This is a genomic window from Protofrankia coriariae (assembly GCF_001017755.1).
GTDB classification, from domain to species: Bacteria; Actinomycetota; Actinomycetes; order Frankiales; family Frankiaceae; genus Protofrankia; species Protofrankia coriariae.
This window is the reverse complement of sequence record NZ_JWIO01000004.1, coordinates 154,311-180,402: the sequence shown is the minus strand read 5'-3', so window position 1 is coordinate 180,402 and position 26,092 is coordinate 154,311. Positions and strand designations below refer to the sequence as shown.

Below are 26,092 nucleotides of genomic sequence, written 5' to 3'. Positions count from 1 at the left end.
CCCCCGCGGCGGGCCGCCGAGCATCGTTTCGACCACGACCCGCTCAACCCCTTTCCCAGCATCCCGGCCTATCGCGACCGGGCCGTCCTCGACAGCCGTCGCGATGCCGTGATCTTTCGCGGCGGCCCGCTGACAGTGCCCGTTACCGTCACCGGGACGCCCACGGTTCGGCTGGCCGTGGGCACCACCGCGCCGAGTGCCGACTGGATCGTCCGCCTGGTGCAGCGTTTCGACGACGGCCGGGCCCTTGAGATCACCTCCGGTTCCGCCGTCGCCGAGCGCGACGTGCGCACCCTCGATGTCGTCCTCGGCGCCACCGCCCTGGTGCTGCGGCCCGGCAGCCGGCTTGAGCTGCACATCACCGGCAGCGACTTCCCGCGGCTGGCACGTAATCTCGGCACCGGTTTCGACCGGTACACCTCAAGTATCACCAGAACAGCCACCCAGACGGTTCACAGCGGGCCGGCCCACGGCTGTTTCGTCGACTTACCGGCAATGGAGCGGCATTGACTCTCACGGAGATCATCGCGGATGTCCCGCCGGCCGAACGCCGGCTGGTCGACGCCCGGCTCGGCGTCGTCACGCAGGTCCTCCCGTACGAACCGAGCCCCCGCATGCCGAGTTCCTGGGTCGGGTGGAGCGCGCGGGCCGGCGACAGCCGGGCGTTCGCCGCCTGGGCGGGCGAACGGTACGGTTTCGGCGCGTCCCTGGGAGATCACGACCGGGCGCGCCGAGCTGCCGTCGGCGAGGTCGTGGAACGCTACTGCGGCAACGCGGTACCCGAGAAGCTGGAGATCGCCAGCTACGCCGCCCTGGCCGCGGCGGGACGCGACACGCTGGACCCGGCGTCCTTCGCGCTCTACTCCGACCGCCAGTACGACGCCCGCGGCTTCCCCTTCCAGCGTTTCACCCGCGACCTGCCGGTGGCCTGGGTGCCCGGCCGCGACCTGCACACCGGGCGGCCGGTGCTCGTGCCCGCGTCGATGGCCTACCTGAACTACTTCCGCGGCGGGCACGCGGGGGAGCCCGTCACCCACGCGATGCTGTACGCGGGAATAGCCACCGGGGAGAACCGCGAACACGCCGAACGGTTCGCCCTGGAAGAGCTCTTCGAACGCGACGCGAACACCATCTGGTGGGCCAGCGGGACGAGCCCGCACACCGTCGCCGACGCCGCCGACCTACTGGCACAGTACAACATCCCGTTTTCTCCGGACGGCCGCGACGGATACAATATCGAACGCGGTGACGGAAATAAAAAAGGGCACGACAGTGGATGCGTAATCCGTCTTTTCCGTATACCGGGGCAGTTCGACGTCCCGGTTCTCGCCGCATTCCTCACCGACCCCGGGAATGGCCTCATCTCCTACGGCACGGCCTGCCGGGCCAAGCCGCGGGAGGCGGCGAAGAAGGCGCTCGTCGAAGCCTTCGCGATGCTGGAACTGACCGCCGAGCTGGCGGATCCCGACAGCGCGCACTGGCGGGCCGTCGCCCGTGGCGAAATACCCGCGCACGCCTACCGGCCCTACCGCGCCGACCGGCGTTACGCCGAGGACTTCCGGCCGGACTTCCGCGACCTCGTCGACCTGCCCGCCGTGGCGCAGCTCTACCTGGACCCGCGGATGCAGGGCAGGCCGCTCGACCGGCTGCGGGAACGGGCCCGACCCGTCCGGCTCGCCGACATACCCGCCGTCGAGGAGGCCCGGGCCCGCCAGCACTACCTGGACATCCTGGCCGAGCGGGACCTGCGGGCCGTCTCGGTGGACGTGACCACCTCCGACGTCCGCGCCGCCGGCCTGACGGTGGTACGCGTGGTCGTGCCGGGGCTGTACTGCAATCCGCCGGCGGCCTTCCCATATCTCGGTGGCAGCCGGCTCTACACCATGCCCACCGAACTGGGCTGGGTCAGCGAGAAACTGACCGAGGACACGGTGTACCCGTATCCGATTCCCCACGTGTAGGGCGGGCAGATGGACATCTCCACGATTCTCGACTCGCGTACGGGCATCATTCGCCGACTCGAAAGGAATACCGTCGCGCACGCCCTGCCGGCGGAATTCTTCATGGTCACCGCGGTGCTTTCCGACACCACGAGGTTCTCCCCCTGGGCCAGCGATTTCGCCGGGGCCGGATACGCCCTGCTGGACGAGGCCGCCGCGATCGGGCCGGCCGTCGGGGAGGCCGTCGAGCGGTACTGCGGCAACCTGGTGCCGGCCGGGCTGCGCCGGGCCACCTTCGCCGAGCTCACCGCGTCCGGCCGCCAGGTTCTCGACCCGCGTTCGGTGGTGCTGTTCGCCCCGGAGCAGTATCGTTCGCCGCGTTTCCCGTTCGTCGAGTTCAGCGAGAACCACGAGCTGGAATGGGCGCTCGGCACCCGGCTGCCGGACGGCGCCGCCGTCTGGGTGCCGGCGAACCTCGTCTGGGTGTCGTACGCGCATCAGGCGCCCGCCCGCGGCGTGCCGTTCCTCAACCCGGTTCTCGGCTCCGGGCTGGCCGCCGGTGTCGACGAGGCCGGCGCCCAGTGGTCGGCGCTGTGCCAGATGNCGGCCGCCGGCCGCTGCGGGAGGTGATCCCCCCGCCCTGGCTGGCGCGGCTGGGCACCGGGGCGCGGGGGAGCCTGACGACCCGTTTCCTGGAGTTCCCGAACGAGTTCGGGATGGTCGTGATCGGCGCGCTGGTGTTCGACGAGGCCAGCGGCTACCTCAGCATGGGCGCGGCCTGCCGGGCCACCGCGCAGCCGGCGATGCGCAAGGCGCTGGCCGAAGCCTTCCAGCTACAGATGTTCGTCGGTGACCTCGACGACCCGGACGGGCCGTACATGCGTGCCGCGAACCGTCCGGACAGCCCGCTCAAGCGGTGGCGGGCCGACCGGCGCTACCTCGACGACTGCCGGGACGACCTCGCCGACGTCGTCGAGTACTGCACCCACCTCCAACTCTTCCTCGACCCGCGGATGCACGACCAACTGGCGACCGAACTCGCCGACGCCGTCACCGGGACGGTCACCTGGGAGGCCCTCGACGCCGACGCCCCCTTCGCCGCGACGACCGATCCCGCGGTGCTCGCGGCCGCGCTGGCGCGGGCCGGCCATCCAGTGGTGTCGGTCGACGTCACCACCGACGACGTCCGCCCGACCGGCATGCGCGTCGTCCACACGCTGGCGCCGGGCCTGTACTCGAACTCCTCGGTCGGCCTCCCGTTCCGCGGCGGCACCCGCCTGCCCAAACAACTCGCGACAGCAGGCAAACCCCGCCGAGATTTCCCACTGCCGCATTAGCCCCCCACGACGAACCTTGTGATCATCTGTTCCGCTGTCCCGCGGAGCGCATTGCGGGTGGTGCTGTCTGCTGACTCGGGGAGGCTTCCGGGCACTGGTCATGCCGGGTTGTGTGTATGGCGCAGGTGGATGGCGATGGCGTGGGAGCGGTTTGCGGCCCCGAGTTTGCGCAGGATGGCGCGGACGTGGCTCTTGACGGTCGCGGGTGAGATGACGAGGCGTTCGCCGATCTGTTCGTTGGGCAGGCCGGTGCACATCAGGTCGGCGACCTCGCGTTCGCGGCTCGTGAGGATGCCCGGTGACTCCTCGGGGGCGTCCACCGGCGGGCTGGCGGTGTCGGGCTCATAGCGCCCGGGCGCGCGCGGCGCGATGGGGAGAAGGTCGATGGCGTGGTCGGGCGGCGCGGTGTCGAGATCCTGGCGCTGGGCGGCCCGCTGGACCAGACGCCGTTGCGTGTCGAGACGCTGCCGGTGGACCGCGCGTTCGTAGACACGCCCGAAGCCCTCGGCGAAGGCCCAGGCCACCTCGAGGTCGTCACGGTCGACCTCGCGCGCCTCGCCCGAACGGTCGAGGTGCAGCAGGCCGATCACGGTGTCGGCCGGGGCGATCGGGGCGACCACGAACGAGCTGGTCAGCAGCCGGCGCAGCGCCGGGTGGACGCGAGGATCGCTCGCCGGACGTTCGACGAGAACCGGGCGTCTCTCGGCCGCGACCTCGGCCTCCAGCGGAAGGCGCTCGATGGGCATCGGGCCGAGCTCCTGCCACGCCGCCGTGGTGCCCGTGCCGGCCGAGAGCGCCGTGCCGGCCGAACTGCTCCGGCCGGCGGAACCGTCCCGGCCGGCCGAGCCGGTTTCGCCGGCCGGGACGGTCGTGTCGGCCGATCGCCAGGGGGACCAGACACCGTCGCTGACCCGGCTGAGCATCGCGCGCCGCACACCGCAGCTACGCAGCGCCTCGACGCAGGCGCGGTCGAGCAGATGTGCCGGATCCGCCACCGGCCGCAGGCGCTCCAGCCCGCGTCGCAGGGCCGCCCGGCGCGCGGATCTGCGGGTCAGGATGTGGCGGCTGAGGTGGAGTTCGAGCTCGAGGGCGCGCAGCAGATCGTCGCGGATCTCCGGATCGACGGGGCCCGCCCGTCGGCGAAGTTCGGCCAGGGCCTGGTCGGCTGTTGCGCGCAACTGATGCAACGTCTGGACGGGCTGGCTCTGGACAGCACCGCGCGGGTGTGGCGGCAGCGCGAGGCCCCACGAGTGGTGGGCACGCTGAGCGAGCCGGGCAGCCTCGGCGATGATCTGACGTTCGCTGGGATCGCGCCGCCCGCCGGCCGGGGGCGTCGACGCTGCCGGGCACGCCGGAGGCATCGGCTCCGCCGGCTCTGCCAGCTCTGTCGGCACCGCTGACGCTGCTGGCTCTGTAGGGGGCATGATCCTCCTCTGACGGGGACAGGCTCTTCCGGGGACGGGCCGTCACCGGCCCCGCATGCGCAGGTAGCGGGCGGCGGCCTCGGCCCGGCTGGTCGCGCCCAGCTTGCGCAGGACGCGCGCGACGTGTGTCTTGACGGTCTGTTCGCCGAGCACGAGCTCACGGGCGATGCCGCTGTTGGTCTCCCCGGCGACGATGAGGTCGAGCACCTCGCGCTCGCGGGTGCTCAGCAGCGCGATCCGTCCTGGCGGTGGGGTGCTGTCCCGGTGATCGTCATCCGGGTCGTCCTCGGGCGTGGGCGGCAGCTGGAGGCGCAGCTCGGCGTTGCTGACCGCGTCGAGGTCACGCGCGAGCGCGAGCTGGGCCGCCTGGACGCGGGCGCGGCGGTGCTGGAGCTCCTCCGCGAAGACGGCGCGTTCGTACAGCAGCCCGACATGCTCGGCGAAGAGCACGATGTTGTCGAGGTCGTCCTGGGTGACCGGATGGTCCTGTCCGCGGCGGTCGGCGTGCAGGAAGCCGATGACACGACCGCTGGGCATGAGAGGCGCGCCGACGTAGCTGCGCGCACCGGCGACCGTGACGAAGGCTTCGTGGCAGCGCGGGTCGCTGGCCGCGTCGGCCACGAGGATGCCGATGCGTCGGCGCACCATCTCGGCCTCGAGCAGCATGTGCCGGAGGGGCAGCGTGGGCTCGTCCCCGAACGCGCGTCGGAACGCGTCGGTGTCCGGGTCGACTCCCGGTGGCGGCAGGATCGGGATCCACTCGGAGTGGTGGACGCGCGAGATCATCGCCCGGGCGAACCCGCACGCCCGGGTGAGTTCGGGCGGGACGCGCTCGAGCAGTTCGGCGCTGGAGGCGCACCGGCGCAGCCGGCCGAGGGCCTGGTGGATTCCGACGCGCGCGCGGTCGCCCATCCAGAGGTTCTGTTCCTCGCACGCGCGCAGCTCGTCCGCCGTGCGTACGAGGATTTCCAGCTCCTCAAGGCCGGCAGAGCCGGCGGGGGCCGCGGGGCCGGCAGAGCCGGCGGAGGGGGCCTGGGCGCGCACGGCCGCGATGCGCTGGTCCAGCTCCGTCCAGAGCTGTTTCTCGACGTAGCCACGGACCGCCCGGGCCCGCGCGCGCTGGCTGCGGATGCGCTGCGGCAGCTCGTCCACTGCCTGGCAGCGTAGCGCAGCTACGCGACACAGAGCGTGCGCATCACAGGGCGGAGCTGTCTACGCCCAGCGGGGGAGGGTGTTCACTCGCCGGGCAGTAGCCCCCGATCAACAACGGTGGCAGCGTCCTGGGGTGCTACCGGAGGAGGCACGGGCCCATGAGCGTGGCAACCACACCACCGACGACCGCACCGCCAAACAGCACACCGCCAAACAGCACATCACCAGCCAGCAGACCACTGAACACCACGATCCAGTCGATCTTATCCGAGCCCACACTGTGCCAGGCGTTCTTACGGGTGGCGGACGCCAACGCCGACCACGTGGCGCTGAGCGACTTCGGTTCGGACCGCAGTCTGACGTTCGGCCAGTGGCGCGAACAGGCGGCGCGGGTGGCCGGTGGGCTGGCGGCGTGGGGGATCGGACACGGTGACCGGGTCGGGCTGTTACTGGGCACGCGGCTTGAGTTCCACGTGGTCGACATGGGGGCGCTGCTGCTCGGGGCGGTGCCGTACTCGATGTACGCCACCTCGCCGGTCGAGCAGTTGGCGCCGTGCGTCGAGAACTGCGCACCGAAAGTTGTAATCACTGAAGCGGCCCTGGCCTACAAGGCCCGCGCGCTGCAACGGGCCTGCCCGGTCATCGAGCACCTCGTCGTCATCGACGGCGCACAGGACGGCGAGTACGACCTCGCGTCGCTGCAGGGCCGCAGCCCGGCGGACTTCGACGTCACGCGGACGGCGGCGCGCGTCACACCCGGGGACCTGTGCAGCCTCGTCTACACCTCGGGGACGACGGGCTCCCCCAAGGGCGTGCCGTACCTGCACCGCTGCCTGATGCGGACGATGGCCTCCATCCACGCCCACGTCCCCGTCTCGCCCGGGGCGCGGGTCATCTCCTATCTGCCGATGGCGCACATCGCCGAGCGGATGTTCGGCCACTACGCCGGTTTCGTCTTCGGCTGCCACATCACCTCCCTGGGCGACCCCACGCAGTTGGGTGCGGCGCTGCGCCAGGTGCGTCCGACCCGGTTCTTCGGCGTGCCGCGGATCTGGGAGAAGCTGCTGGCCGGGCTGCACCGGGCGCTGGCCGAGTCGATCGAGCCCGAGCGGGCCCGGACGATCCGCGCCGCGTGGGAGCGCGCGATCGAGCGGGTCGAGGCCGAACAGGCCGGAGATGAGGGCACGCCCCGGTCGGAGCAGGACGCGGCCGCGCTGGCCGCGTTACCGGCGCTGCTCGGGCTGGACGCGACCGAGTGGCTGGGGGTGGCCGGCGCGCCGGCCGGCCGGGACACGCTGGTCGCGCTGCACGCGATCGGACTGCCCGTCAACGAGCTCTACGGAATGTCAGAGACGATCATCATCTCCACCAGCCCGCCGGACCGGATCAGGATCGGTACCTGTGGTGTGCCGCTGCCCGGCGTGGAGGTCAAGATCGCCGAGGATGGCGAGATCCTCGTCGGCGGCGTCACGGTCATGCCCGGCTACTTCGACGACCCGCGGCGCACCGCCGAGGTCCTCGAGGACGGCTGGATGCACACCGGCGACATCGGCGTCATCGACGACGACGGCTACCTGACGATCACCGACCGCAAGAAGGCGCTGATCATCAACAGCGGCGGCAAGAACATGTCGCCGTCGGCGATCGAACAGGCGATCAAGGGGGGTCAGCCGCTGATCGCCCAGGTCGTCGCGATCGGTGACCGCCGCCCGTACAACGTCGCGCTGATCGTGCTCGACCGCGACGGCCTGGAGGCGTTCCGCGCCAGGGCCGGTATCCCGCCGACCGACTTCGCGGCGCTCACCCGCCACCCGCAGGTCGCCGCCGCCGTCGAGGACGTGGTAAAGCGGGGCAACCAGAAGCTCGCGCGGATCGAGCAGATCAAACGCTGGAAGGTGCTCGACCACGACTGGGCGCCCGGGGGCGACGAGCTGACCCCGACGGCGAAGCTCAGGCGCAGGCCCATCGAACAGCGCTACGCCGAGACCATCGAGGAGCTCTACGCATGAGCGTCACGTTCGCCACCGGTCACGTCGTCGAGAGCGACGACCTGCGCCACCGGGTCGCGCCGGGTGTGAAGACCCGCGACAGCCTGTTCTGGACCCTGATCCTGCCCGACGAGCGGATCGCCGCGCAGGTGTACGTCTGGACCGACGGGCGCGGTGTCGCCGGCCGGCAGGTCTGCGTCTACTTCCCCGACCGCGAGCGGAACGTCGTCCTGGGCGCCTTTAACGTCGAACTGGGCGACGCCAGCGAGCTGGACGACTGGCACTGCGCGGGCCTGTACCTGCGCCAGCCCGACCCGCTGCGCACCGCCGAGATCGTTTTTGCCGGCGACGAGGCGGACATCGACTACCGTTTCGAGGCCAGTCACCGGCCCTTCAGCTACCGCGAGAACCCGGCGGGCTGCCCGCCGTGGATGGCGACCAACCGCTTCGAGCAGGCCGGGCGCGCGTCGGGCACCCTGCGGGTCGGCGAGCGGGTCATCCCGTTCGCGGACGTGTGGGCCCACCGCGACCACTCCTGGGGACGGCGGCACTGGAGCGGTGTGCAGCACTGGAAGTGGCTCGCCGCCGGCACCCCGTCCGGTAGGGAGCTCAACGCGATGTTTCACATCGCCCGCGGCGAGCTGGGCGTCAACGGCTACGTGCTGCGTGACGGCGAACCGGTGGCGATCGTCGACAGCCGCCACCACGCCACCTACGACAGGGAGATGGGCCAGGAGAGCCTGGAAGCTGAGCTGACCGACGCCCACGGCGGGACAACGCACCTGTGGATGCGGCGCTACGCTATCCTGCACCTGCCCGTCGGCTCCGACACGCTGATGTCCGAGGCTGCCTGCCAGGTGACCATCGACGGCGAGGCCGGCGCCGGGCAGTTCGAGACGCTGTGGCCCCGCGGCTACCTGAAGCGGCTGGTCGACGCGCAGTGAGCGCATCCTCCGAGACCGCCCCGCCCGCCGAGACCATCGGGGCCGCTCTGCCCGCCGGGGCCGCCCCGTCCGTCGAGGGCGCGCCGCCCTTCGACACCGCGCGGCTCGAGGCCTACCTGCGCGACCGCGGGCTGGTCAGCGGGCCGATCACGCTGCGGCGCATCGGTGAGGGCCACTCCAACCTGACCTACCTGGTGTCCGACGGCGAGCGCCGGGTGGTGGTGCGCCGGCCACCGCCACCGCCGATCCCGCCGGGCGGCCACGACGTCGTCCGCGAGGCGCGGGTGCAGCGGGCGCTGTGGGACGAGCCGGTCCCGGTGCCGCGGATCCTCGCCGTCGAGGAGTCCACCGCGGTGATCGGCGCGCCGTTCTACGTCATGGCACATGTCGCCGGGATCGTCGCCACCACCCGCACGCCACCGGCGCTCGACACGCCGGCCGGCAGGCGCGCGGTCGGTGAGGCGCTCGTCGACACGCTCGCCGCGCTGCACCGCGTCGACCACGCAGCCGCGGGCCTCGGGGATTTCGGGCGGCCCTCCGGCGACGTCACGCGTCACCTGCGGCGCTTCGCGCGGATCGTCGACCCCGACGGGCACGGCCTGCCGGGGGAGCTCGGCGCGCTGCTGGACTGGCTGGTGGACGACCCGCCGGNCTGGTGGACGACCCGCCGGCGCCGGCCGCGCCGACGATCGTCCACGGCGACTTCCGGCTGGGCAACGTCATGCTCGCAGCCGACCCGCCCGCCCGGCTGGTCGCCGTGCTCGACTGGGAGCTGGCGACGATCGGCGACCCGCTGCGCGACGTCGGCTACCTGCTGGCCACCTACGCGGTGCCCGGCGAGCCACCGCACGCGCTGACCGAGATGAGCGCGGCGACCCTCGCCGACGGCTACCCCTCCCACGCCGAGCTGGCCGCCCGCTACGCGGCCGCCACCGGCACCGAGGTGTCCAACGTCGACTGGTACACGGCGATGGCGCTGTGGAAGCTCGCCGTCCTGTTCGAGTACCAACGCCGCCGGGTGGCCGACGGGATCGGCGACGCCTACTACTTCCGGCCCGGCCTCGTCGAGGGCTTCCTCGCCGCGGCCCGGCCCCTCACGACAGGAGCGAACCTGTGATCGCCTTACCCGTCGGAACCGGCATCGAGGCGTTCGCCTGCCGGGGCCGCGGCCGCGCCGAGCGCCGCGAAGCCTTCACCCGGCCGCGCCGCGGCCTTTCGAACCTCACCAACGTCTCGGACGTCACCAACGGGATGCGCGGGGTGCCGGCGACCTGGGCGGTGAAATGAGCCAGGCGGCGGACAAGGTCCTCTACGAGAAGAAGGGGCCGATCGCGTACGTCACACTGAACCGGCCCGAGAAGCACAACGCGATCGATCCCGATGCCAACGAACGCCTGCGGGAGATCTGGACGGACTTCCGTGACGACGAGGAGATCCGCCTGGCGATCCTCACCGGCGCCGGGGACAAGGCGTTCTGCGCCGGGGCGGACCTGTCGACGATGGTCGGGCACTGGACGGGCGCCGGGCCGAGCCTCGGCCGCGAGGCGCTGCCCAGGGGCTTCGCTGGCGGGATCACCCGCGGGCTGCACCGCACGAAGAAGCCCGTCATCGCCGCGCTGAACGGCTACGTCATCGGCGGCGGCCTGGAGCTCGCGCTGGCCTGCGACATCCGCGTCGCCGCCGAGCACTGCGTGTTCGGCTCGTTCGAGCTACGCCGCGGGATGCACCCCGCCGACGGCGGCATCGTGCGCCTGGTGAACATCTGCGGCGCGGGGATCGCGCTCGAGTTGGAGCTGACCGGCGAGCCGATCGACGCCCGGCGGGCGTTGCAGTGCAACCTCGTCTCCCGGGTCGTGCCCGCCGGCGAGCTGATGGCCTGCGCGGAGGACCTCGCGGCAAAGATCCTGCGCAACCCGCAGCGCGCCGTGGAGTCGGCGAAGGACACGATCCTCGAAGTCATCGGGCGGCCGCTGGAGGACCAGCTCCGCATCGAAGCGCTCTACGGCTATTCGATCATGGATAATCCGGAGATCGACGCCGAGCGCAAGCGCTTCCTCGCCGAAGGCGACCCGCGATGACCGGCCGCTCCGCCGCCGGCAGCCACCCCGCCGCGTTCGCCGGGCGCATACAGGAGCAGTCGTGACTGAAGCGGTCAACATCGGCCTGTCGGTCTTCAGCGACGACCTCGCGCGGTACCCGGCGCCCGAACGCCGCCGGCTGCTGGGGCTGGCGGCCGAGGTCGGACTGCAGCACCTGCACTGCGGCGACCACGTGAGCTTCCACGGCGGCTACGGCTGGGACGGTCTGACCAACGCCACGATGCTGCTCAACCTGCAGGACACGCTGCCCGTACACGTCGGCATCTACCAGTTGCCGCTGCGCCACCCGACCACGGTTACCCGGCAGCTGTCGACCCTGTGCGAGATGCACCCGGGCCGGCTCGTGCTCGGCGTCGGCGTCGGCGGCGACGACCGCAAGGAGATGGAGGTCTGCGGCGTCGACCCGCGCACGCGCGGCAAGCGGATGGACGAGAGCCTGCAGATCATCCGCCGTCAGATGACCGGCGAGGCCGTGACGTTCGTCGGCGAGATCTTCAACCTGGTCGACGCGGCGGTGCACCCGGCGACCGACCCGCCCGTGCCGCTGCTCGTCGGCGGTCGCGGCGACGCGGCCCTGCGCCGGACCGCCAGCCTCGGCGACGGCTGGCTGGCCATCTGGGCCTCCCCCCGGCGGGTGCGCTCCTTCATCGAGCAGGTCGACGAGGAGGCGGCGCGCATCGGCCGCACCGGCATCGCCTGGCGTCACGGCATCATCGTCTGGTGCGAGTTCGGGCCGGACCCCGACCGCGCCGCGCGCCGGCTGGCCGAGAACATGCAGAACGTCTACAAGCTGCCCCGCGAGGCCTTCGAGAAGTGGTCGCCGGCCGGGACGCCCGAGGCCGTCGCCGAGTTCTGCGCCCCGTACCTGGACACCGGGATCACCGACCTGACCTTCATCACCCAGGGTGAGGACCTGGCGGCGTCGATCCAGTCCGCCGCCGAGGTCCGGAAGCTCCTGGGCCTGCCCGCCCCGGTGTGAGCGACGCACCCGGCCCGGTACGAAAGGCGCACCCGGCCTGCCTGGAGATCAACTGCCGGTGGAGCGGTAGTGGCGCAGGCCGGCGCGCCAGGCCGTGGCGGCGAGGGCCAGCAGAACGGCGGCCACCAGCGGGGAGGCGAAACGGAACAGGGACGGCAGGCCCAGCGGGTCGGGCTTGTCGAGCACGTACAGGGCGGGCTGCCAGTTGAGGAACGCCAGTGGGACGAGGAAGGTCAGCAGCCGCATCCCGTCCCGGCCGTAGATCGACATCGGGTACTGGGTCAGGAAACTCCCGCCATAGGTGACCGCGTTCATCGCCTCCGCGGCCTGCTCGACGACGAACTGGAACGCCGCCCCGGCGATCCAGACCGCGCTGAAGATACCGACCCCACAGATGACCATGGTGGCGACGAGCAGGACGCGGCCGGCCGTCCAGGGCACATTCAGCCCCGCGAGGGACAGTCCGAGAACACCGACGCCCTGGACGATCCCGCCGAGGCGGCGGGGGGAGAAACCGTCCGTGGCGACCTGCACGAGCAGCCCGACCGGCCGGACCAGCATCACGTCGAGGCTGCCGTCCCGGATGCGTTCGCCGACCCGTTCCAGCGTCCCGAACAGCATGTTGGACACGGCAAAGGCGGTGCAGGACGTCCCGAAGAGGAAACCCACCTCGGCAAGGCCGAAACCGGCCAGGTGCGGCACGCGGGTGAACAGCACGCCGATCACCGCGATGTCCAGCCCGGTCGCCAGGAACTGCCCGACGGCCAGCAGCAGCACCGAGGCGCGGTACTGCCAGGCGACCCGCGTCCAGGCCCCCGCGAACAGCAGATAGTGCCGCACCGCTTCGTACCGGCGGCCCCGGTTGTGCCGTTTGTGGCCGGGGCGGGTCGCGCTGTTGTCAGCCACCCTGGACGACCAGCTTCCGGGTGGCGTGGGCGGTGAGCGCGCGGCCGGCCGCGAGGAGCACGACGGCCCAGCCCACCTGGAACGCGATCGCCGCGACCAGCGATGCACCTGTCCGGTTGCCGAGCAGGACGTCCGCCGGCACCTGCATCATCGCGGCGAAGGGCAGCGCCTCGGCAAGGTCCCGCAGCACCCCCGGCATGATCGTCAGGGGCATGGAGATACCGGAGAAGAACACCGTGAACAGGGTGTAGGCGCTTTCCAGCCCCCGCTGGTCGAGCAGCCAGAAGGTCGCGAGCGCGATCAGATAGCGCAGCCCGAAACTGACCAGGAAACCCAGAACCACGGACACGGCGAACAGCCCCCACACGGCGGCGGCACCCCACACCCCGGCGGCGGTCGTGCCCGCGGCGGCGGCCGGGCTCGCGGGTGTCGGCAGGCGCAGATCGAACAGGAGGGCCGCGACCAGCATGGGCGGCAACCCCCGGGTGAGCAGCTGGATGGCGGCGCGCCCGGCGTCGTCCGCCAGCCACCAGGTCTGGAAGCCCACCGGCCGGGCCATGTCCATTGCCACGGCGCCGGAACGGATGCGTTCGGGCAGGTCGATGCCGCCGCCGAACAGCGCCATCGACGTGATCAGCCCCTGCCCGAGGAAGACGAACGTCACGACGCCGCTGGTGTCGTACCCGCCAAGACCGGGCCGCTGGTGCCACACCTGGAGCAGGACGTAGGCACGGATGATCCCGAACACGGTGTTGGTGAACACGCCCGCGGCCGTGGCGGCCCGATAACCGGCATACCGCCGAGCGCTGTACCGGGCGACCGCAAGGTAGGTACCGACGCCCCCTCTCACCGCGACGCCACTGTCGATAATGCCGCTGCCGGTGATGCCACGGTCACGGATTCCTCGCGCCCGAGGATTCCTCGATGTCCGGGGAACTCGCAGCGTCCAAGGTGCTCACGATGCCTGAGGTGTTCATGGTGCCTGCGGTGCCTGCGGCGTCCATGGTGCCCGAGGTGTACAGCCGGGCGATGATCTCCTCGATCGCCGGTTCGCGGATGGACAGGTCGACCAGCGGATACCGGTCGGCCACGGCGGCGACCAGCGGCGCCGCGCTCTCGCCCGCCGGGAACGCCAGCCACTGGCGGGGNNNNCCAGCCACTGGCGGGGCCCGTCCACCTCGACCACCCGGGTACCGGCCACGTCGATCGGCGGCCGCGGCTCGGCCAGGTCGACGACCAGGACGCGCTCCCCGCCGATCTGGGCGCGCAGGTCCGCCAGCCGCCCGTCGAAACCGAGCCGGCCGTGGTCGATGACGAGCACCCGCGGGCACATCTGCTCGATGTCGGTCATGTCGTGGGTGGTGAGCATGATGGTGGTCCCGCGCTCCCGGTTGAGCGCGGTGAGGAAGCCGCGTACGGCGGCCTTGGAGACGACGTCGAGACCGATCGTCGGCTCGTCCAGATACACGATCTCCGGATCGTGCAGCAGCGCGGCCGTGAGATCACCGCGCATACGCTGACCGAGCGAGAGTTGCCGGACGGGTGTGTCAAGAAAAGAGGCGAGCTGTAACAGCTCGACAAAGTGGTCAAGGTTTTCCTGATACCGCCCCGCCGGGATTCGGTAGATACGCCGGAGCAGATCGAAGCTGTCCCGTAACGGCAGATCCCACCACAGCGTCGTACGCTGCCCGAAAACCACTCCCAGTCGACGCGCCAGTTCCGTGCGCTGTCGGGACGGGTCAAGACCGCAGACCCGAATGCGCCCGGCGCTGGGCACCAGAATTCCGATCAGCATCTTGATCGTCGTGGATTTCCCGGCCCCGTTCGGCCCCAGATACCCGACCATCTCCCCGGCGTCGACCTGAAAGGTCAGGTCACTCACGGCGGCAACGTCCACCCGCTCCCGCCGCGCCCGCCCGGCCCTGCGCCGCACCACAAAGGTCTTCCCAACCCCGTCCACCTCAATAACAGGCCCGGACCCCACACCCCTGCCCGCAGCCCCCACACCCGTGCCCACCGCCCGCCCGTCTACACCGAGATCACCCAGGCCATCCCCGCCGCCCCACCCACCCGGCGCGGCTGCCGACGAGGGAAAGACGGTAGTCACAACTGATCATAATACCGCCTCGCCCAGCCGCCCCCGGCAACGGCCACCATCACGGGCGGCACCGCCTACCGTGTTTGGCCCGAGCCCCACAACCAGATTCTCTCCTGTTCGCGGGAAATACGGATCGGCGCCACCCTTATATGGCTCGAGCGATTGCAGTCCGATTCGTTTTTTCCCACACGAAGACAGCATCTTGGGGCTTCAAGACGAAAGAAACACCCGTTTCAATCCGACTCGGCTTCTGCCCGCGCGGGGACGGCAAGTACCGGAAGAGGACATTGGGGATGGCGGTTGTTGCAATCCGACTCGGATTTTGCCTGCGCGGGGACCCTACCACAGTTTTCACCCCCGCTGACCTGCGACGATGCAAGATCGTTTCAGAACCTCCGGGAGGGGCCGTGGATAACCGGGCCAAAATCCATGATCGATAACGTTTGTGCAGGTCAGCGAGATGTCGATGTTTTCCAGAACCTTCCCCGATCCGCGGCGTGTTGGAGGTTCTGGGCGACGATCAAGGTTGTGTGGTTTGACGGGCAGCCGCATCGTGTGCTGCTCGGCTGGCCGTGCGCGGTGCCGGCGGGCCCGTGGAGCCTCCCTTGGGACTGCGCTCCAGGCCCCGCCCCTCCCGACCGACCAGAGGGCGCGCCTGTGACCTGGCCATCGACACCACCTCCTGCCCGGGTACCGACGACTGTTCCCGCTCGACGCTCTACGAGCTGTGGGTGGACGGCAGATGCGTGACGCAGGCGGAGAAGCCCGGTGGCGCCTTTCGACGGTTGGTCCATGGCGTCTTTATCCGCTGGCGGAATGGATCACCGCCAACTGGTGGCCGCTGGCTGACACAGGGCACATTCGTCCCTCGGCTACCAGGCCCATATCCTGGACATGGTTCAACCTGCGTTGCTGCCAACTCCGTGTGGTCGTTGCCAGGCGGTCTGGACCGGCTGCCGTTAGCATGGCTACGTGGCCTTCGAGCGGATCACCGTTGACCCGGCGCGGATGGGCGGTCTGCCCTGCATCAGGGGCATGCGGGTCACGGTCAGCGCTGTGGTCGGGCAGCTCGCGGCGGGCCGTACCATCGACGAGATCCTGGCGGACTACCCCTATCTCGAGCGCGCCGACGTCCTGGCCGCGTTGGAGTATGCCGCCGCGGCGGTGAGTGAACGTGAGCTGCCGCTTGCCAAACCCGCATGAGGGTTCTGGTCGACGCCAACCTGTCTCCCCGGGTGGCCGCGGCCCTGCGGAAGGCCGGATACGAAGCCAGCCACGTCGTCGACGTTGAACTTGGCACAGCGACCGACGTCGACATCGTCACGTGGGCGACCGAGCACGACCACATCATCATCTCCAGCGACAGCGACTTCAGCGCGATCCTTGCGCGGCAGCGCCGGGCAGCGCCATCCTTCGTGCTGTTGCGGCATCTGAACGGTCTGACGCCTGACCAGCAGGCTGACCTGCTGCTCGCCAATCTCCCGCAGGTGGAAGACGATCTTACGGCAGGCGCGGTCGTCACGCTGCTGCGGGACCGGATACGGGTGCGCTTCCTACCCTTCCGTACCAGTTGACTTCGCTACCCACCAGATCTACGGAACGCATGCTCGACCACGATATGTGACGCCCGTCCCAGTGTCGACCTCAGAATGCTCCGGGCTCGGCGCCGCGACACATGACCTTGTCCGCGTCCGGCATGACGCGAATCCTGTCCGCAGCCATCCGCACAGGCCATGATCGGCGCGAGTTTGTCGTTGTGTACGCTTTTTGGCCGCATCGGCGTACGCAATGGCAAAGTCGCGCCGATCTTCTCTGATGGCCAGCATCCATCGACGCGTGCCGCTGTTCGCGGAGATATGTATACAACAACAAAGTAGTTTGGATCATGGCCTGTGCGGGTGATGATGGACGGGATTCGCGGTACTTGACCGGTGCCCTGGGGGCGGAACCCGTTGAGAGCACCACGCGAGACACCTGAACGCGGCACTGACGCGAGGCCCGTAGGTGGAAAACGTCATCACAACAACGTTTTCCACCTACCGCTTCCGCGCCTGTAGGTGGAAAGGGTCGTCAGGACAGCGCTTTCTACCTACGAGTGGCAGGTGCCGGCCGTGGTCGGGGTGGTTTCCGGCGTCATGACGCCCCTCGGATGGATGTCCGGGGTCGGCGTTGAGGGTGTGGGCGTGGTCGAGTGCGCCGGTGAGGGTGAGCCGCGGGGCTTGCCTCACTGGTCGTCAACGATTTTTGTGTGGACGAGGAAGCGCCTGGGAAGAGCAGGAGGCTTTCCATCTGGAGCGGCCACAGTGGTCGTGGGGCTGGATGGCGTTCGAACGGATCACCGTTGACCCGGCGCGGATGGGTGCCCTGCCCTGGACCAGGGGTATGTGGGTCACGGTCAGTGCTGTGGTCGGGCAGCTCACGGCGGGCCGTACCGTCGACGAGGTCCTGGCGGACCACCCCTGTCCTGAGCGCGTTGACGTCCTGGCCGCGTTGGGGTGTGCAGCCGCGGCGGTGTGAGTGGGCCTGAGCCGGTGACGCATCGTCCGGAGATCGGCCCGGCCAGGTGTCGCGATGCCATCGAGCAGGGGGCTGTCAGCGTGGGACGGGCTGGGCGGTCTGGGTGGGCTGGGGGGTTTGGAGCGCTTCGGGTGCCTGGCGGGCTCGGGCGCGCTGGGAGACGGTGTGGACGGTGGCGGCGGCGATCATCGTTGCGATGCCGCCGAACCACAGCCCGGCGCGGGCGTTGAGCCGGTCCGAGAGGAAGCCGACCCACAGGGAGCCGAGCGGCGTCGATCCGATCATGATGGTCGTGTAGACGGACATCACCCGTCCCCGGAAGGCCGGATCGCTGCCCAGCTGGATGCGATGGTTCGCGGCCTGGGCAAAGAAGATCGCCCCGAACCCGGTGGCGAACAGGCCCACCGCGGCGGTCGCGAACGTCGGGGCCCAGCCGGTCAGCGTCATCACCAGACCGAGGCCGAACGCTCCGCCGGTCACCAGCCCGGCCGCCGGCCGGCCGCGCCGCCCGGTCGTCACCAGCGCCGAGAGCAGCGAACCGGCGGCGAACGCGGTGGTGAGCAGCCCGAACGCCGCCGCGTCGGTGTGGAACACCGTCCTGGCCAGCAGCGGCAGCGTGAGCTGGAAGTTCATCGCGCACAGGCCGACGGCGGCGACCAGCGCCAGCGGCAGCGGCAGCGGCAGATCCTGACGGGACGCGAGGTAGCGCAGCCCGTCCACGATCCGCGTGCCCGTGGCCGGCCGGGTGACCCGGTGCAGCTCCGCGGGCCGCATCATGCGCAGGCCCACCACGGTGCCCAGGTAGCTCACCGCGTTGACCACCATCACCGGGCCGGTGCCGAACGCGGCGATCAGCAGGCCGGCGAGCGCCGGCCCGGCCACCCGGGCGACGTTGAAGTACGCGGCGCTCAGCGCCGAGGCGTTCGGCAGCAGCTCGGGGCCGACCATCTCACTGACGAACGCCAGCCGGGTTGGCATCTCGACGGCGTTCACCACGCCCAGCGCCAGCGCGAACAGCTGGATGTGCCACAGCGCGACACCATCGGTGAGCACCAGCACGGCGAGCCCGAGTGCCAGCATCCCGGAGACGAGGTTGGCGACGGTGAGCAGCAGCCGTTTGTCGTACCGGTCGGCGAGCCGGCCGCCGAGCAGCGTCAGCAGCAGTGACGGGGTGAACTGCAGCGCGGTCACGATACCGAGTGCGCTCGCGGAGTCGTCGGTCAGCTCGAGCACCAGCCAGTCCTGGGCGACGACCATCATCCACGTCCCCGCGACCGACAGGAGCTGGCCGGACGCGAAGAGCCGGAAGTTGCGCACGGACAGGGAACGGAACGGGTTCACGGTCCTCCTCATCCGCCGGTGGTCGACGCATCCCCGCCTCTGCCCGGGGACGCGCGGCCCGACCGGTGGCCCTTGGCCTGACGCAACAAGCATCTCTCGCCGAGGGCTGATCCGGTCGGGACATTGCGCCCGGCGCGGTGCGGAAACAGCCGCACCACCAGGGGCAGTGCCATCTGGGCTCCGAACGGGGCAGTGCCAGTTGGGCCCCGAACGGGGCAGTGCCAGCTGGGCCGGCCACGGAAGCATGCGGCACAACTGGTCCGGTTCGTCCCAAGAAGCCCGTGCTTCTTCGACCTGACCGTGGTGGGTGCGCCGCTCGGTGGGCACGGATCGTGGCTGGAGCTTTCGGATGGAGTGGCAGTCGCTTATCGTGCCGGTGAGGAGGAGTGCCGTTCGGGTCACAGGATGCTACTTCCAGTGACGAGCGCTGGGGCTGGGCTGTCGCCGTGTTTCTGACGTTTTTCGATAAGTGTCATTTTTCCGTGAATGTCAGTGGACCGTTTCGGACCCAGGTACGAACGGTTCGTGGCGAAACCGATGTCGTCACGCCACCGGCGATCGTGCCGCTCCGGCGCCGCCCGGCACAGAGCCCAGCTTGGTCAAGGAGGAAGAGCATGACAGAACGGACAGTATTCTCACAGGGAGTGACCGCGCCCCGGGCGGGCACCTACCGTGTCGATCCGGCCCGGTCCACCGTGCGTTTCACCACGCGTGGGCTGTTCGGCCTGATCAAGGTGGTCGGGACCCTGGCCGTCCGGGAGGGTTCGATCGTCGTCGCCGACCCGCTGGACAAGTCCACCGTGCGTGCCGTGGTCGACGCGACCAGCCTGGACACCGCCAGCAGCACCCGGGACAAGCATCTGCGGGAGCCGGGCTTCCTGGACGTTGAGACCTACCCGGACATCACCTTCGTCTCCGAACGGCTAGTGGAATCCTCGGGCAGCTGGACCCTTTCCGGCACCCTGACGGTGCAGCGGGTCTCCCGCCCGGTGGAACTGACCATCACGGCGGCCGAGCCGACCAACGGCGAGGTGCGCTTCCAGGCCATCGCGCGAACCGACCGGCATGCGTTCGGCATCAGCAAGGGCAAGGGCGCGGTCGCCCGATACCAGGCGATCGACCTCGACATCGTGGCCGTACTGCAGTAACCGGGCTGTGGTACCTGGGCTGCGGTAACCGGAGACTGCGGTAACCGGCCAGACCGCTGTCGCGAGCCCGGCCGGGCACCACCCGCGCCGGCGACGCCCGCACCGGCGGCACCGCCGGACACCCGCCGACCGGGGGACCCGTAGGGTGTGCGGTGTGGCGCTGATCCTTCTTCCTGCCGTGGACGTCGCCGACGGCCGTGCCGTCCGGCTCGTCCAGGGCAGGGCCGGTTCCGAGACCTCCTACGGCGATCCCCGCGAGGCCGCGCTGGCCTGGCAGCGCGACGGCGCCGAGTGGATTCATCTTGTCGACCTCGACGCGGCCTTCGGCCGGGGCTCGAACCGTGACCTGATCGCCGAGGTGGTGCGGTCGGTCGACGTGGCCGTGGAGCTCTCCGGCGGGATCCGCGACGACGACTCCCTGGACGCGGCGCTGGCGACCGGCGCGGCCCGGGTGAACATCGGCACGGCCGCGCTGGAGAACCCCGACTGGGTGCGCGCGGCGATCGACCGGGTCGGCGACCGGATCGCCGTCGGCCTCGACGTCCGCGGCACCACCCTGTCCGCCCGCGGCTGGACCCGCGACGGCGGCGAGCTGTTCGACGTCCTCGCCCGGCTGGACGCCGACGGCTGCGCCCGCTACGTGGTCACCGACGTCCACCGGGACGGCACCCTCACCGGGCCCAACCTCGACCTGCTGCGTACCGTCACCGCCGCCACGTCCCGGCCGGTGGTCGCCAGCGGCGGGGTGTCGTCGCTGGACGACCTGGTGGCCATCGCGGGTGTGCCGGGCGTCGAGGGCGCCATCGTCGGCAAGGCGCTCTACGCGGGGGCGTTCACCCTGCCGGAGGCGCTGGCGGCCGCCGGCGGGCCCGCGCGCGTCCAGTGACTGTCGCCGTCCGGGTGATCCCGTGTCTGGACGTCGACGCCGGCCGGGTGGTCAAGGGCGTGAACTTCACCGACCTGCGGGACGCCGGCGACCCGGTGGAGATGGCGAAGCTCTACGACGCCGAGGGCGCCGACGAGCTGACCTTCCTCGACATCACCGCGTCCAGCGGGAACCGTGAGACCACCTATGACGTGGTCCGGCGCACCGCCGAACAGGTCTTCATCCCGCTGACGGTCGGTGGCGGCGTACGCGCGGTCGATGATGTCGACCGGTTGCTGCGCGCCGGCGCCGACAAGGTCGGCATCAACACCGCCGCGGTCGCCCGTCCGGAGCTGGTCCGCGAGTGCGCGCTGCGGTTCGGCAGCCAGTGCATCGTGCTGTCGGTGGACGCCCGCCGGACCCGGGCTGTGGATTCCCCGGGGGGCTCACCGGGCCGCGGCACGCCCCGGTTCGAGGTGACGACCCACGGCGGCCGTACCGGCACGGGCATCGACGCGGTCGCCTGGGCGGCGCGGGCGGTGGAGCTCGGAGCCGGGGAGATCCTGCTCAACTCGATGGACGCCGACGGGACCAGGGACGGCTACGACCTGGAGATGATCGCCGCGGTGCGCGCGGTCGTGGACGTGCCCGTCATCGCCAGCGGCGGGGCGGGACAGCTGGCGGACTTCGCCCCGGCGGTCGCCGCCGGCGCCGACGCGGTGCTCGCCGCGAGCGTTTTTCATTTCGGAGACCTGCGTATCGGCGCGGTCAAGGACGCGCTGCGCGCCGCCGCGGTGCCGGTCCGCTGAACGCGCCGGTCCGGCCGGGTGCGGCGGCCGCTGAACGCACCGGGTCCGTCAGCGGGCAGATCGTGCCGTTGGGGGCGGCGGTTCCGGGCGCGGCGTTTCGCTGAGCGGGCCAGCCCGCTGGGCGCACCGGTTTGCTGGATGTTTGCTGGGCACCCGTCAGCTCACGGCCGTCTGCCGGACACCTCGCGGGTGGACGATGCCGATGTGGGTCAGCCACCACGCGGTAGCCGTTGCGCACAGTAGCTGGCGTATGCGAGCTGACGTACGCCAGATGTCGTGTACGAGTCGTCGTGTGCGCTGTGCGCGCATGGACCGGACGTCACCCGCCGGGCGATGATTGCGTCGGGCGATGATTGCGTCGGGTGACGATTCCGGCGGGTGACGACTTCGGGAGAGTGTGGCGTCGGTCAGAAGACGTTGCGGTGTGCGGCGTTGTCGAGGTGAATGCGTCCCGGCGGTGTCGACCGGGGCCGGCGGCCGTGGTGAGCGCAGCGTCAGCGGTGAGCAGGCCAGCAGTGAGCGGCGCGGCCGTGGTGAGCAGCGGAGGGGAGAACCGTGCCCGAACACGCCCCGAACCACGCGCAGGCAGCCCCGAGCCACGCGAAGGCGCTGACAGCCGCGGAACCGGACATGGTGGCGGCCGCGAGAGCACCGGCGTCCAGGACTTCCGCGCCCACGGCTCCCTCGTCCGCGCCCTCGTCTGCGTCTGCGTCCGCGCATGTGGGCGTTGCCCCCGAAGCGGACGCCCCGGCAACGAACACGGCGGAAGCGGACGTGGACGTGGTGGGGGCGTCGCCTTCCGCGGGCTCGCCCGCCGTCATCCGCCGGGGGCTGGCCATCCTCGGTTCGGGGATCCGGGACGAGCCGGGTACGTTCGTCGTCGCGGTCGTCGGCAGCGGCCTGTTCGGCTTCATGATGGTGACGAGCGCGGTGGTGCTCGGCGAGGTCGTCGACAGGGTCGTGCTGCCGTCCTTCGCGACCGGCCGGGCCGGTGTCGGCGGCCTCGTGCTGGCCGCGGCGGTCCTGTTCACGGTCGGGGTGGGGCGGGCCGTCGGGATGTTCGTACGCCGGCTCGGCGGCGGTGTGATGACCTACCGGTTGCAGGCCGCCTATCGTCGCCGCGTCATCCGGCAGTACCTGCGGCTGCCGCTGTCCTGGCACCAGCGCCATCCGACCGGTCTGTTGCTGTCGAACGCGAACGCCGACGTCGAGGCGAGCTGGGCGCCGGTCATCCCGCTGCCGTTCGCGGTGGGGGTGCTGGGTACGCTGGTCTTCGCCCTGGTGGTGCTGATCGTCACCGACCCGTTGCTCGCCGGTGTGGGATGTGTCGTCTTCCCGGCCTTCGGCGTTGTCAACATCATCTATGGCCGGAAGATCTCCCCGCTGCTCGCCCGCGTCCAGCAGCTGCGGGCGGAGGTCAGCGGGCTCGCGCACGAGTCCTTCGACGGCGCGCTGGTGGTCAAGACGATGGGCCGGGAGGCCGACGAGACGGCCCGGTTCGCCCGCAAGGCGGACGAGCTGCGCGCGGCGATGGTGCGCGCCGGGCAGGTCCGGGGGTTGTTCGACCCGGTGATGGACGCGTTGCCCAACATCGGCGTGCTGGTCGTCCTGCTGGTCGGGACGGCCCGGATCTCCGCGGGCAGCCTGGAGGTCGGGGAGTTGGTGCGGGTCGCCTACCTGTTCACGCTGCTGGCCTTCCCGCTGCGGGCGATCGGCTGGGTGTTCGGCGAGCTGCCCAGGTCGGTCGTCGGTCACCGCCGGGTGAGCACGGTGCTGCGGGCGCGCGACGACCAGTGTTTCGGCTCGACGGCCGTGCCGGGGCGCGCGCCGGTGGCGCTGGCGGTGGACGCCGTCTCCTACGCCTATCCGCGGCCGTTCGCGCGGCGTCCGGCGCTGGAGCGTCCGGCGCTGGAGAAGGTGAGCTTCGAGGTGCCGGCGGGCCGGGTGGTGGCGCTGGTGGGGCGGACCGGCGCGGGCAAGTCGACGCTGGCCGGCCTGCTGGTCAGGCTGTACGACCCCGACACCGGAACGGTCCGGGTGGACGGGGTCGACCTGGCGGAGCTCGCGCGCGACGAGGTCGCCGCGGTGGCGGCCCTCGTCCCTCAGCAGGCGTTCCTGTTCGACGACACCGTCCGCGCCAACGTCGCCCTCGGCCTCGCGGTGGACGACGACGCGGTCCGGGATGCGCTCGCCCGGGCCCAGGCGGACCGTTTCGTCGCCGCGCTGCCCGCCGGGCTGGACACGCAGGTCGGCGAGCGGGGCACGACGCTCTCGGGTGGTCAGCGGCAGCGGATCGCGCTGGCCCGCGCGCTGGTCCGCCGGCCCCGCCTGCTGGTGCTCGACGACGCGACGTCCAGCGTCNCCCGCGGGTCGAGTCGGCGATCGTCGCGGGTCTGCGGGCGCGGGCGGGCGCGTCCACGGTGGTTGTCGTCGCGCACCGGCGGGCGACGATCGAGCTCGCCGACGACGTCGTCTACCTGGAACGGGGACGGATCGCCGGGCGCGGCAGTCATCGTGAACTGATGGTCACCACGCCTGGTTACGCGGCGTTGCTGTCCGCGTATGACCTGGCAGATGTGGACGGCGGCCGGTCCGAGGACGCGGGGCTGCCGGGATGAGCGCGCACCGGTCAGCGACACAGGAGGGCACGGTCGGTGACGTCGGGCTGGCGTGGTGAGCGCCGCCGTCGTGCCCACACCTCGTGATCCAGGCGGTGATCCGGGCTGGGAGCCGGGCGGTGATCCGGCGCAGGCCCCGGCGCAGGCGCGGACAGCGGCCCCGCCCCCGCGGTCCCGGGAGTCGCTGTGGGCCACGGTGGGCCGGATCCGCCGGCTCGCGCCGGAGCTCACCGCCGGCCTGCCCGTGACACTGGCCCTTGCCGCGGTCGCGACCGTGGGACGGGTGGTGATCCCGATCGCCGTCCAGCAGACCGTCGACCGTGGCCTGCTGGCCGGCCGGCCGGACCCTGCCGTGGTGCGCCACGCGGTGGTGGCCGCGGCCGTGGCGATCGTGGTGACGGCGCTGGCGGCCTACCGGATGAACGTCCGGCTGTACCGGGCGTCGGAGGCGGCCCTGGCGACCATGCGGGTGCGGGCGTTCCGGCACATCCACGAGATGTCCGTGCTGGCCCAGGCGCGGCAGCGGCGCGGGACGCTGACCTCCCGGGTGACCAGCGACGTCGACCAGATGTCGCAGTTCCTGCAGTTCGGCGGCATGGTGCTGCTGCTCTCCGCCGGGCAGATGATGGTCGCGACCGCGCTGATGGCGGTGTACTCCTGGCTGCTGACCATCGTCGTCTACGCCTGTTTCGTCCCGATGGCCGTGGTGGTGTGGCGCTTCCAGTCGCGGGTCGCCAGGCGGTACCTGACCGTGCGGGAACGGGTCGGGGACATGCTGGGCGCGATCTCGGAGTCGGTGGTCGGCGCGGCGGTGGTGCGCGCCTACGGCGTCCAGGCGCGCACGGCGGCCCGGGTGGACACCGCCGTCGACCGGTACCGCTCGGCGCAGACGGCCGCGCAGCGCCTGGTCGCCATGGTCTTCTCCGCCGGGGAGCTGGTGGCGGCGGGCGCCACCGGCGCGGTGGTGGTCGGCGGGGTGCTGCTCGGGGTGGGCGGCCATCTCAGCGCCGGGCGGCTGGTGGCCTTCCTCTTCCTGGTGACGCTGTTCGTGGTGCCGTTGCAGACGCTGACCGAGATGCTCAACGAGGGCGCGGGCGCCCTCGCCGGCCTGCGCCGCGTCCTGGACGTGCTGGACACCCCCCGCGACGTGCCCGACCCCGGCCCGGACGGGCGTCAGCTGCCCGCCGGCCCGCTGTCGGTGTGCTTCGAGCGGGTCTCGTTCGCCTATCCGGGCGGCCCGCCCGTGCTGTGCGGCGTCGACCTGTGGATCGCGGCCGGCAGCCGGGTCGCGGTGGTCGGCGAGACCGGGTCGGGCAAGACCACGCTCGCCAGGTTGCTCGTCCGCCTGACGGATCCGACCGCCGGCCAGGTGCTCGTCGCCGGGGTACCGCTGGCGCGGGTGCGGTTCGCCGCGCTGCGCCGGCGGGTCGTGATGCTCCCGCAGGAGGGGTTCCTCTTCGACGCGAGCATCGCCGACAACGTCCGCTACGGACGCCCGGATGCCACTGACAGTGATGTCAAGGACGCGTTCGATGCGCTGGGGCTCGCCGACTGGATCAGCGGGTTCACCGACGGTGTGCGGACCCGCGTCGGTGAGCGCGGCGGCCTGCTGGCCGCGGGCGAGCGCCAGCTGGTGGCGCTCGCCCGCGCCCAGGTCGCCGCTCCGGACCTGCTCGTCCTCGACGAGGCGACGTCGGCGGTGGATCCGGCGACCGAGGTGCGGCTGGCCGGCGCGCTGCGCGAGATCACCCGTGGGCGGACGTCGGTCACGATCGCCCACCGGCTGTCCACGGCCGAGTCCGCGGACCTCGTCGTCGTCGTCGACGCCGGCCGGATCGTCCAACAGGGCACCCACGCGGAGCTGGTCGTACTCCCCGGCGTGTACCAGCGGCTGCACGCCTCGTGGGCCGCCGGTACCGGCGGCCCG

The 26,092-nt window shown here is 71.2% G+C and carries 22 protein-coding genes and 2 pseudogenes (1 of these 24 running past the window's edge); 18 read left to right on the top strand and 6 right to left on the bottom strand.

The features are described from left to right. From FrCorBMG51_RS04555 to FrCorBMG51_RS32360, 4 genes and pseudogenes are all read left to right on the top strand, one after another. Positions 1-510 (top strand): annotated as a pseudogene (locus FrCorBMG51_RS04555) (CocE/NonD family hydrolase) (it extends 1,147 nt beyond the left edge of the window). Further along, complete coding sequence (locus FrCorBMG51_RS04550) at positions 507-1,961, top strand: YcaO-like family protein (RefSeq protein WP_052914284.1); 1,455 nt, start codon at positions 507-509, stop codon at positions 1,959-1,961. The pseudogene FrCorBMG51_RS04555 and the gene FrCorBMG51_RS04550 overlap by 4 nt, the downstream one beginning before the upstream one ends. 9 nt (positions 1,962-1,970) lie before the next feature. Beyond that, a complete protein-coding gene (locus FrCorBMG51_RS32365; RefSeq protein ID WP_268760528.1) occupies positions 1,971-2,570 on the top strand; it encodes a YcaO-like family protein in 600 nt (199 codons plus the stop codon). After that, on the top strand, positions 2,522-3,277 hold the full coding sequence (locus FrCorBMG51_RS32360) for a YcaO-like family protein (RefSeq protein ID WP_476742100.1): 756 nt from the start codon (positions 2,522-2,524) through the stop codon (positions 3,275-3,277). Before FrCorBMG51_RS32365 ends, FrCorBMG51_RS32360 begins: the two co-directional genes overlap by 49 nt. Before the next feature lie 98 nt (positions 3,278-3,375). Here the strand turns inward: FrCorBMG51_RS32360 and FrCorBMG51_RS04540 are convergent, their stop codons facing one another. After that, complete coding sequence (locus tag FrCorBMG51_RS04540; protein ID WP_047221832.1) at positions 3,376-4,671, bottom strand: helix-turn-helix transcriptional regulator; 1,296 nt, start codon at positions 4,669-4,671, stop codon at positions 3,376-3,378. 72 nt (positions 4,672-4,743) lie between these two features. Beyond that, positions 4,744-5,853 (bottom strand): helix-turn-helix transcriptional regulator, encoded by a 1,110-nt coding sequence (locus FrCorBMG51_RS30585; protein WP_052914283.1) that lies wholly within the window; start codon positions 5,851-5,853, stop codon positions 4,744-4,746. Between the two features lie 158 nt (positions 5,854-6,011). Here FrCorBMG51_RS30585 and FrCorBMG51_RS04530 point away from each other — a divergent pair, with 158 nt between their 5' ends. The 6 genes and pseudogenes from FrCorBMG51_RS04530 to FrCorBMG51_RS04510 all read left to right on the top strand — a co-directional run bounded on the left by FrCorBMG51_RS04530 (position 6,012) and on the right by FrCorBMG51_RS04510 (position 11,863). Next, complete coding sequence (locus FrCorBMG51_RS04530; protein WP_086055237.1) at positions 6,012-7,862, top strand: AMP-dependent synthetase/ligase; 1,851 nt, start codon at positions 6,012-6,014, stop codon at positions 7,860-7,862. Beyond that, positions 7,859-8,785: a DUF7064 domain-containing protein gene (locus FrCorBMG51_RS04525; RefSeq protein WP_047221831.1), complete on the top strand. Its 927-nt coding sequence runs from the start codon at positions 7,859-7,861 to the stop codon at positions 8,783-8,785. The genes FrCorBMG51_RS04530 and FrCorBMG51_RS04525 overlap by 4 nt, the downstream gene beginning before the upstream one ends. Beyond that, positions 8,743-9,902 (top strand): annotated as a pseudogene (locus tag FrCorBMG51_RS33505) (phosphotransferase family protein). Before FrCorBMG51_RS04525 ends, FrCorBMG51_RS33505 begins: the two are co-directional and overlap by 43 nt. Next, entirely contained in the window at positions 9,899-10,072 is a 174-nt protein-coding gene (locus tag FrCorBMG51_RS27900; protein WP_157180385.1) for a hypothetical protein, read from the top strand. The pseudogene FrCorBMG51_RS33505 and the gene FrCorBMG51_RS27900 overlap by 4 nt, the downstream one beginning before the upstream one ends. Next, positions 10,069-10,863, top strand: coding sequence for an enoyl-CoA hydratase/isomerase family protein (locus FrCorBMG51_RS04515; RefSeq protein WP_047221830.1), 795 nt, complete (start codon positions 10,069-10,071; stop codon positions 10,861-10,863). The genes FrCorBMG51_RS27900 and FrCorBMG51_RS04515 overlap by 4 nt, the downstream gene beginning before the upstream one ends. Positions 10,864-10,924: 61 nt before the next feature. Then, entirely contained in the window at positions 10,925-11,863 is a 939-nt protein-coding gene (locus tag FrCorBMG51_RS04510) for an LLM class flavin-dependent oxidoreductase (protein ID WP_047221829.1), read from the top strand. Positions 11,864-11,911: 48 nt separating this feature from the next. Here the strand turns inward: FrCorBMG51_RS04510 and FrCorBMG51_RS04505 are convergent, their stop codons facing one another. The 3 genes from FrCorBMG51_RS04505 to FrCorBMG51_RS04495 all read right to left on the bottom strand — a co-directional run bounded on the left by FrCorBMG51_RS04505 (position 11,912) and on the right by FrCorBMG51_RS04495 (position 14,615). Beyond that, positions 11,912-12,769: an ABC transporter permease gene (locus tag FrCorBMG51_RS04505; RefSeq protein WP_047221828.1), complete on the bottom strand. Its 858-nt coding sequence runs from the start codon at positions 12,767-12,769 to the stop codon at positions 11,912-11,914. Then, entirely contained in the window at positions 12,762-13,619 is an 858-nt protein-coding gene (locus FrCorBMG51_RS04500; RefSeq protein WP_086055236.1) for an ABC transporter permease, read from the bottom strand. Before FrCorBMG51_RS04500 ends, FrCorBMG51_RS04505 begins: the two co-directional genes overlap by 8 nt. A 123-nt stretch (positions 13,620-13,742) precedes the next feature. Beyond that, positions 13,743-14,615 (bottom strand): ABC transporter ATP-binding protein, encoded by an 873-nt coding sequence (locus tag FrCorBMG51_RS04495; RefSeq protein WP_476742105.1) that lies wholly within the window; start codon positions 14,613-14,615, stop codon positions 13,743-13,745. 1,224 nt (positions 14,616-15,839) lie between these two features. On the opposite strand from FrCorBMG51_RS04495, the gene FrCorBMG51_RS04490 reads away from it, so the two are divergent. From FrCorBMG51_RS04490 to FrCorBMG51_RS04480, 3 genes are all read left to right on the top strand, one after another. Further along, a complete protein-coding gene (locus FrCorBMG51_RS04490; protein WP_076843259.1) occupies positions 15,840-16,070 on the top strand; it encodes a DUF433 domain-containing protein in 231 nt (76 codons plus the stop codon). After that, positions 16,067-16,441, top strand: a complete 375-nt coding sequence (locus FrCorBMG51_RS04485) for a DUF5615 family PIN-like protein (protein WP_047221826.1) — start codon at positions 16,067-16,069, stop codon at positions 16,439-16,441. Before FrCorBMG51_RS04490 ends, FrCorBMG51_RS04485 begins: the two co-directional genes overlap by 4 nt. A gap of 745 nt (positions 16,442-17,186) precedes the next feature. Beyond that, positions 17,187-17,384 carry a DUF433 domain-containing protein gene (locus tag FrCorBMG51_RS04480; protein ID WP_047221825.1) on the top strand — a complete coding sequence of 66 codons (198 nt, stop codon included), beginning with the start codon at positions 17,187-17,189 and terminating at the stop codon, positions 17,382-17,384. Positions 17,385-17,459: 75 nt separating this feature from the next. On the opposite strand, the gene FrCorBMG51_RS04475 is transcribed toward FrCorBMG51_RS04480, so the two are convergent. Continuing rightward, positions 17,460-18,725, bottom strand: coding sequence for an MFS transporter (locus FrCorBMG51_RS04475; RefSeq protein ID WP_052914281.1), 1,266 nt, complete (start codon positions 18,723-18,725; stop codon positions 17,460-17,462). Positions 18,726-19,339: 614 nt separating this feature from the next. On the opposite strand from FrCorBMG51_RS04475, the gene FrCorBMG51_RS04470 reads away from it, so the two are divergent. The 5 genes from FrCorBMG51_RS04470 to FrCorBMG51_RS04445 form a co-directional block, all read left to right on the top strand. Beyond that, a complete protein-coding gene (locus tag FrCorBMG51_RS04470; protein WP_047221823.1) occupies positions 19,340-19,873 on the top strand; it encodes a YceI family protein in 534 nt (177 codons plus the stop codon). Between the two features lie 154 nt (positions 19,874-20,027). Continuing rightward, positions 20,028-20,759 (top strand): bifunctional 1-(5-phosphoribosyl)-5-((5-phosphoribosylamino)methylideneamino)imidazole-4-carboxamide isomerase/phosphoribosylanthranilate isomerase PriA, encoded by a 732-nt coding sequence (priA, locus tag FrCorBMG51_RS04465; RefSeq protein WP_047221822.1) that lies wholly within the window; start codon positions 20,028-20,030, stop codon positions 20,757-20,759. Continuing rightward, a complete protein-coding gene (hisF, locus tag FrCorBMG51_RS04460) occupies positions 20,756-21,547 on the top strand; it encodes an imidazole glycerol phosphate synthase subunit HisF (protein ID WP_047221821.1) in 792 nt (263 codons plus the stop codon). The genes priA and hisF overlap by 4 nt, the downstream gene beginning before the upstream one ends. Before the next feature lie 630 nt (positions 21,548-22,177). Next, complete coding sequence (locus FrCorBMG51_RS04450; protein WP_476742104.1) at positions 22,178-24,070, top strand: ABC transporter ATP-binding protein; 1,893 nt, start codon at positions 22,178-22,180, stop codon at positions 24,068-24,070. A 147-nt stretch (positions 24,071-24,217) separates the two neighbouring features. Beyond that, positions 24,218-26,092, top strand: a 1,875-nt coding sequence (locus FrCorBMG51_RS04445) for an ABC transporter ATP-binding protein (RefSeq protein ID WP_052914302.1), incomplete at its 3' end; no start/stop codon positions are given.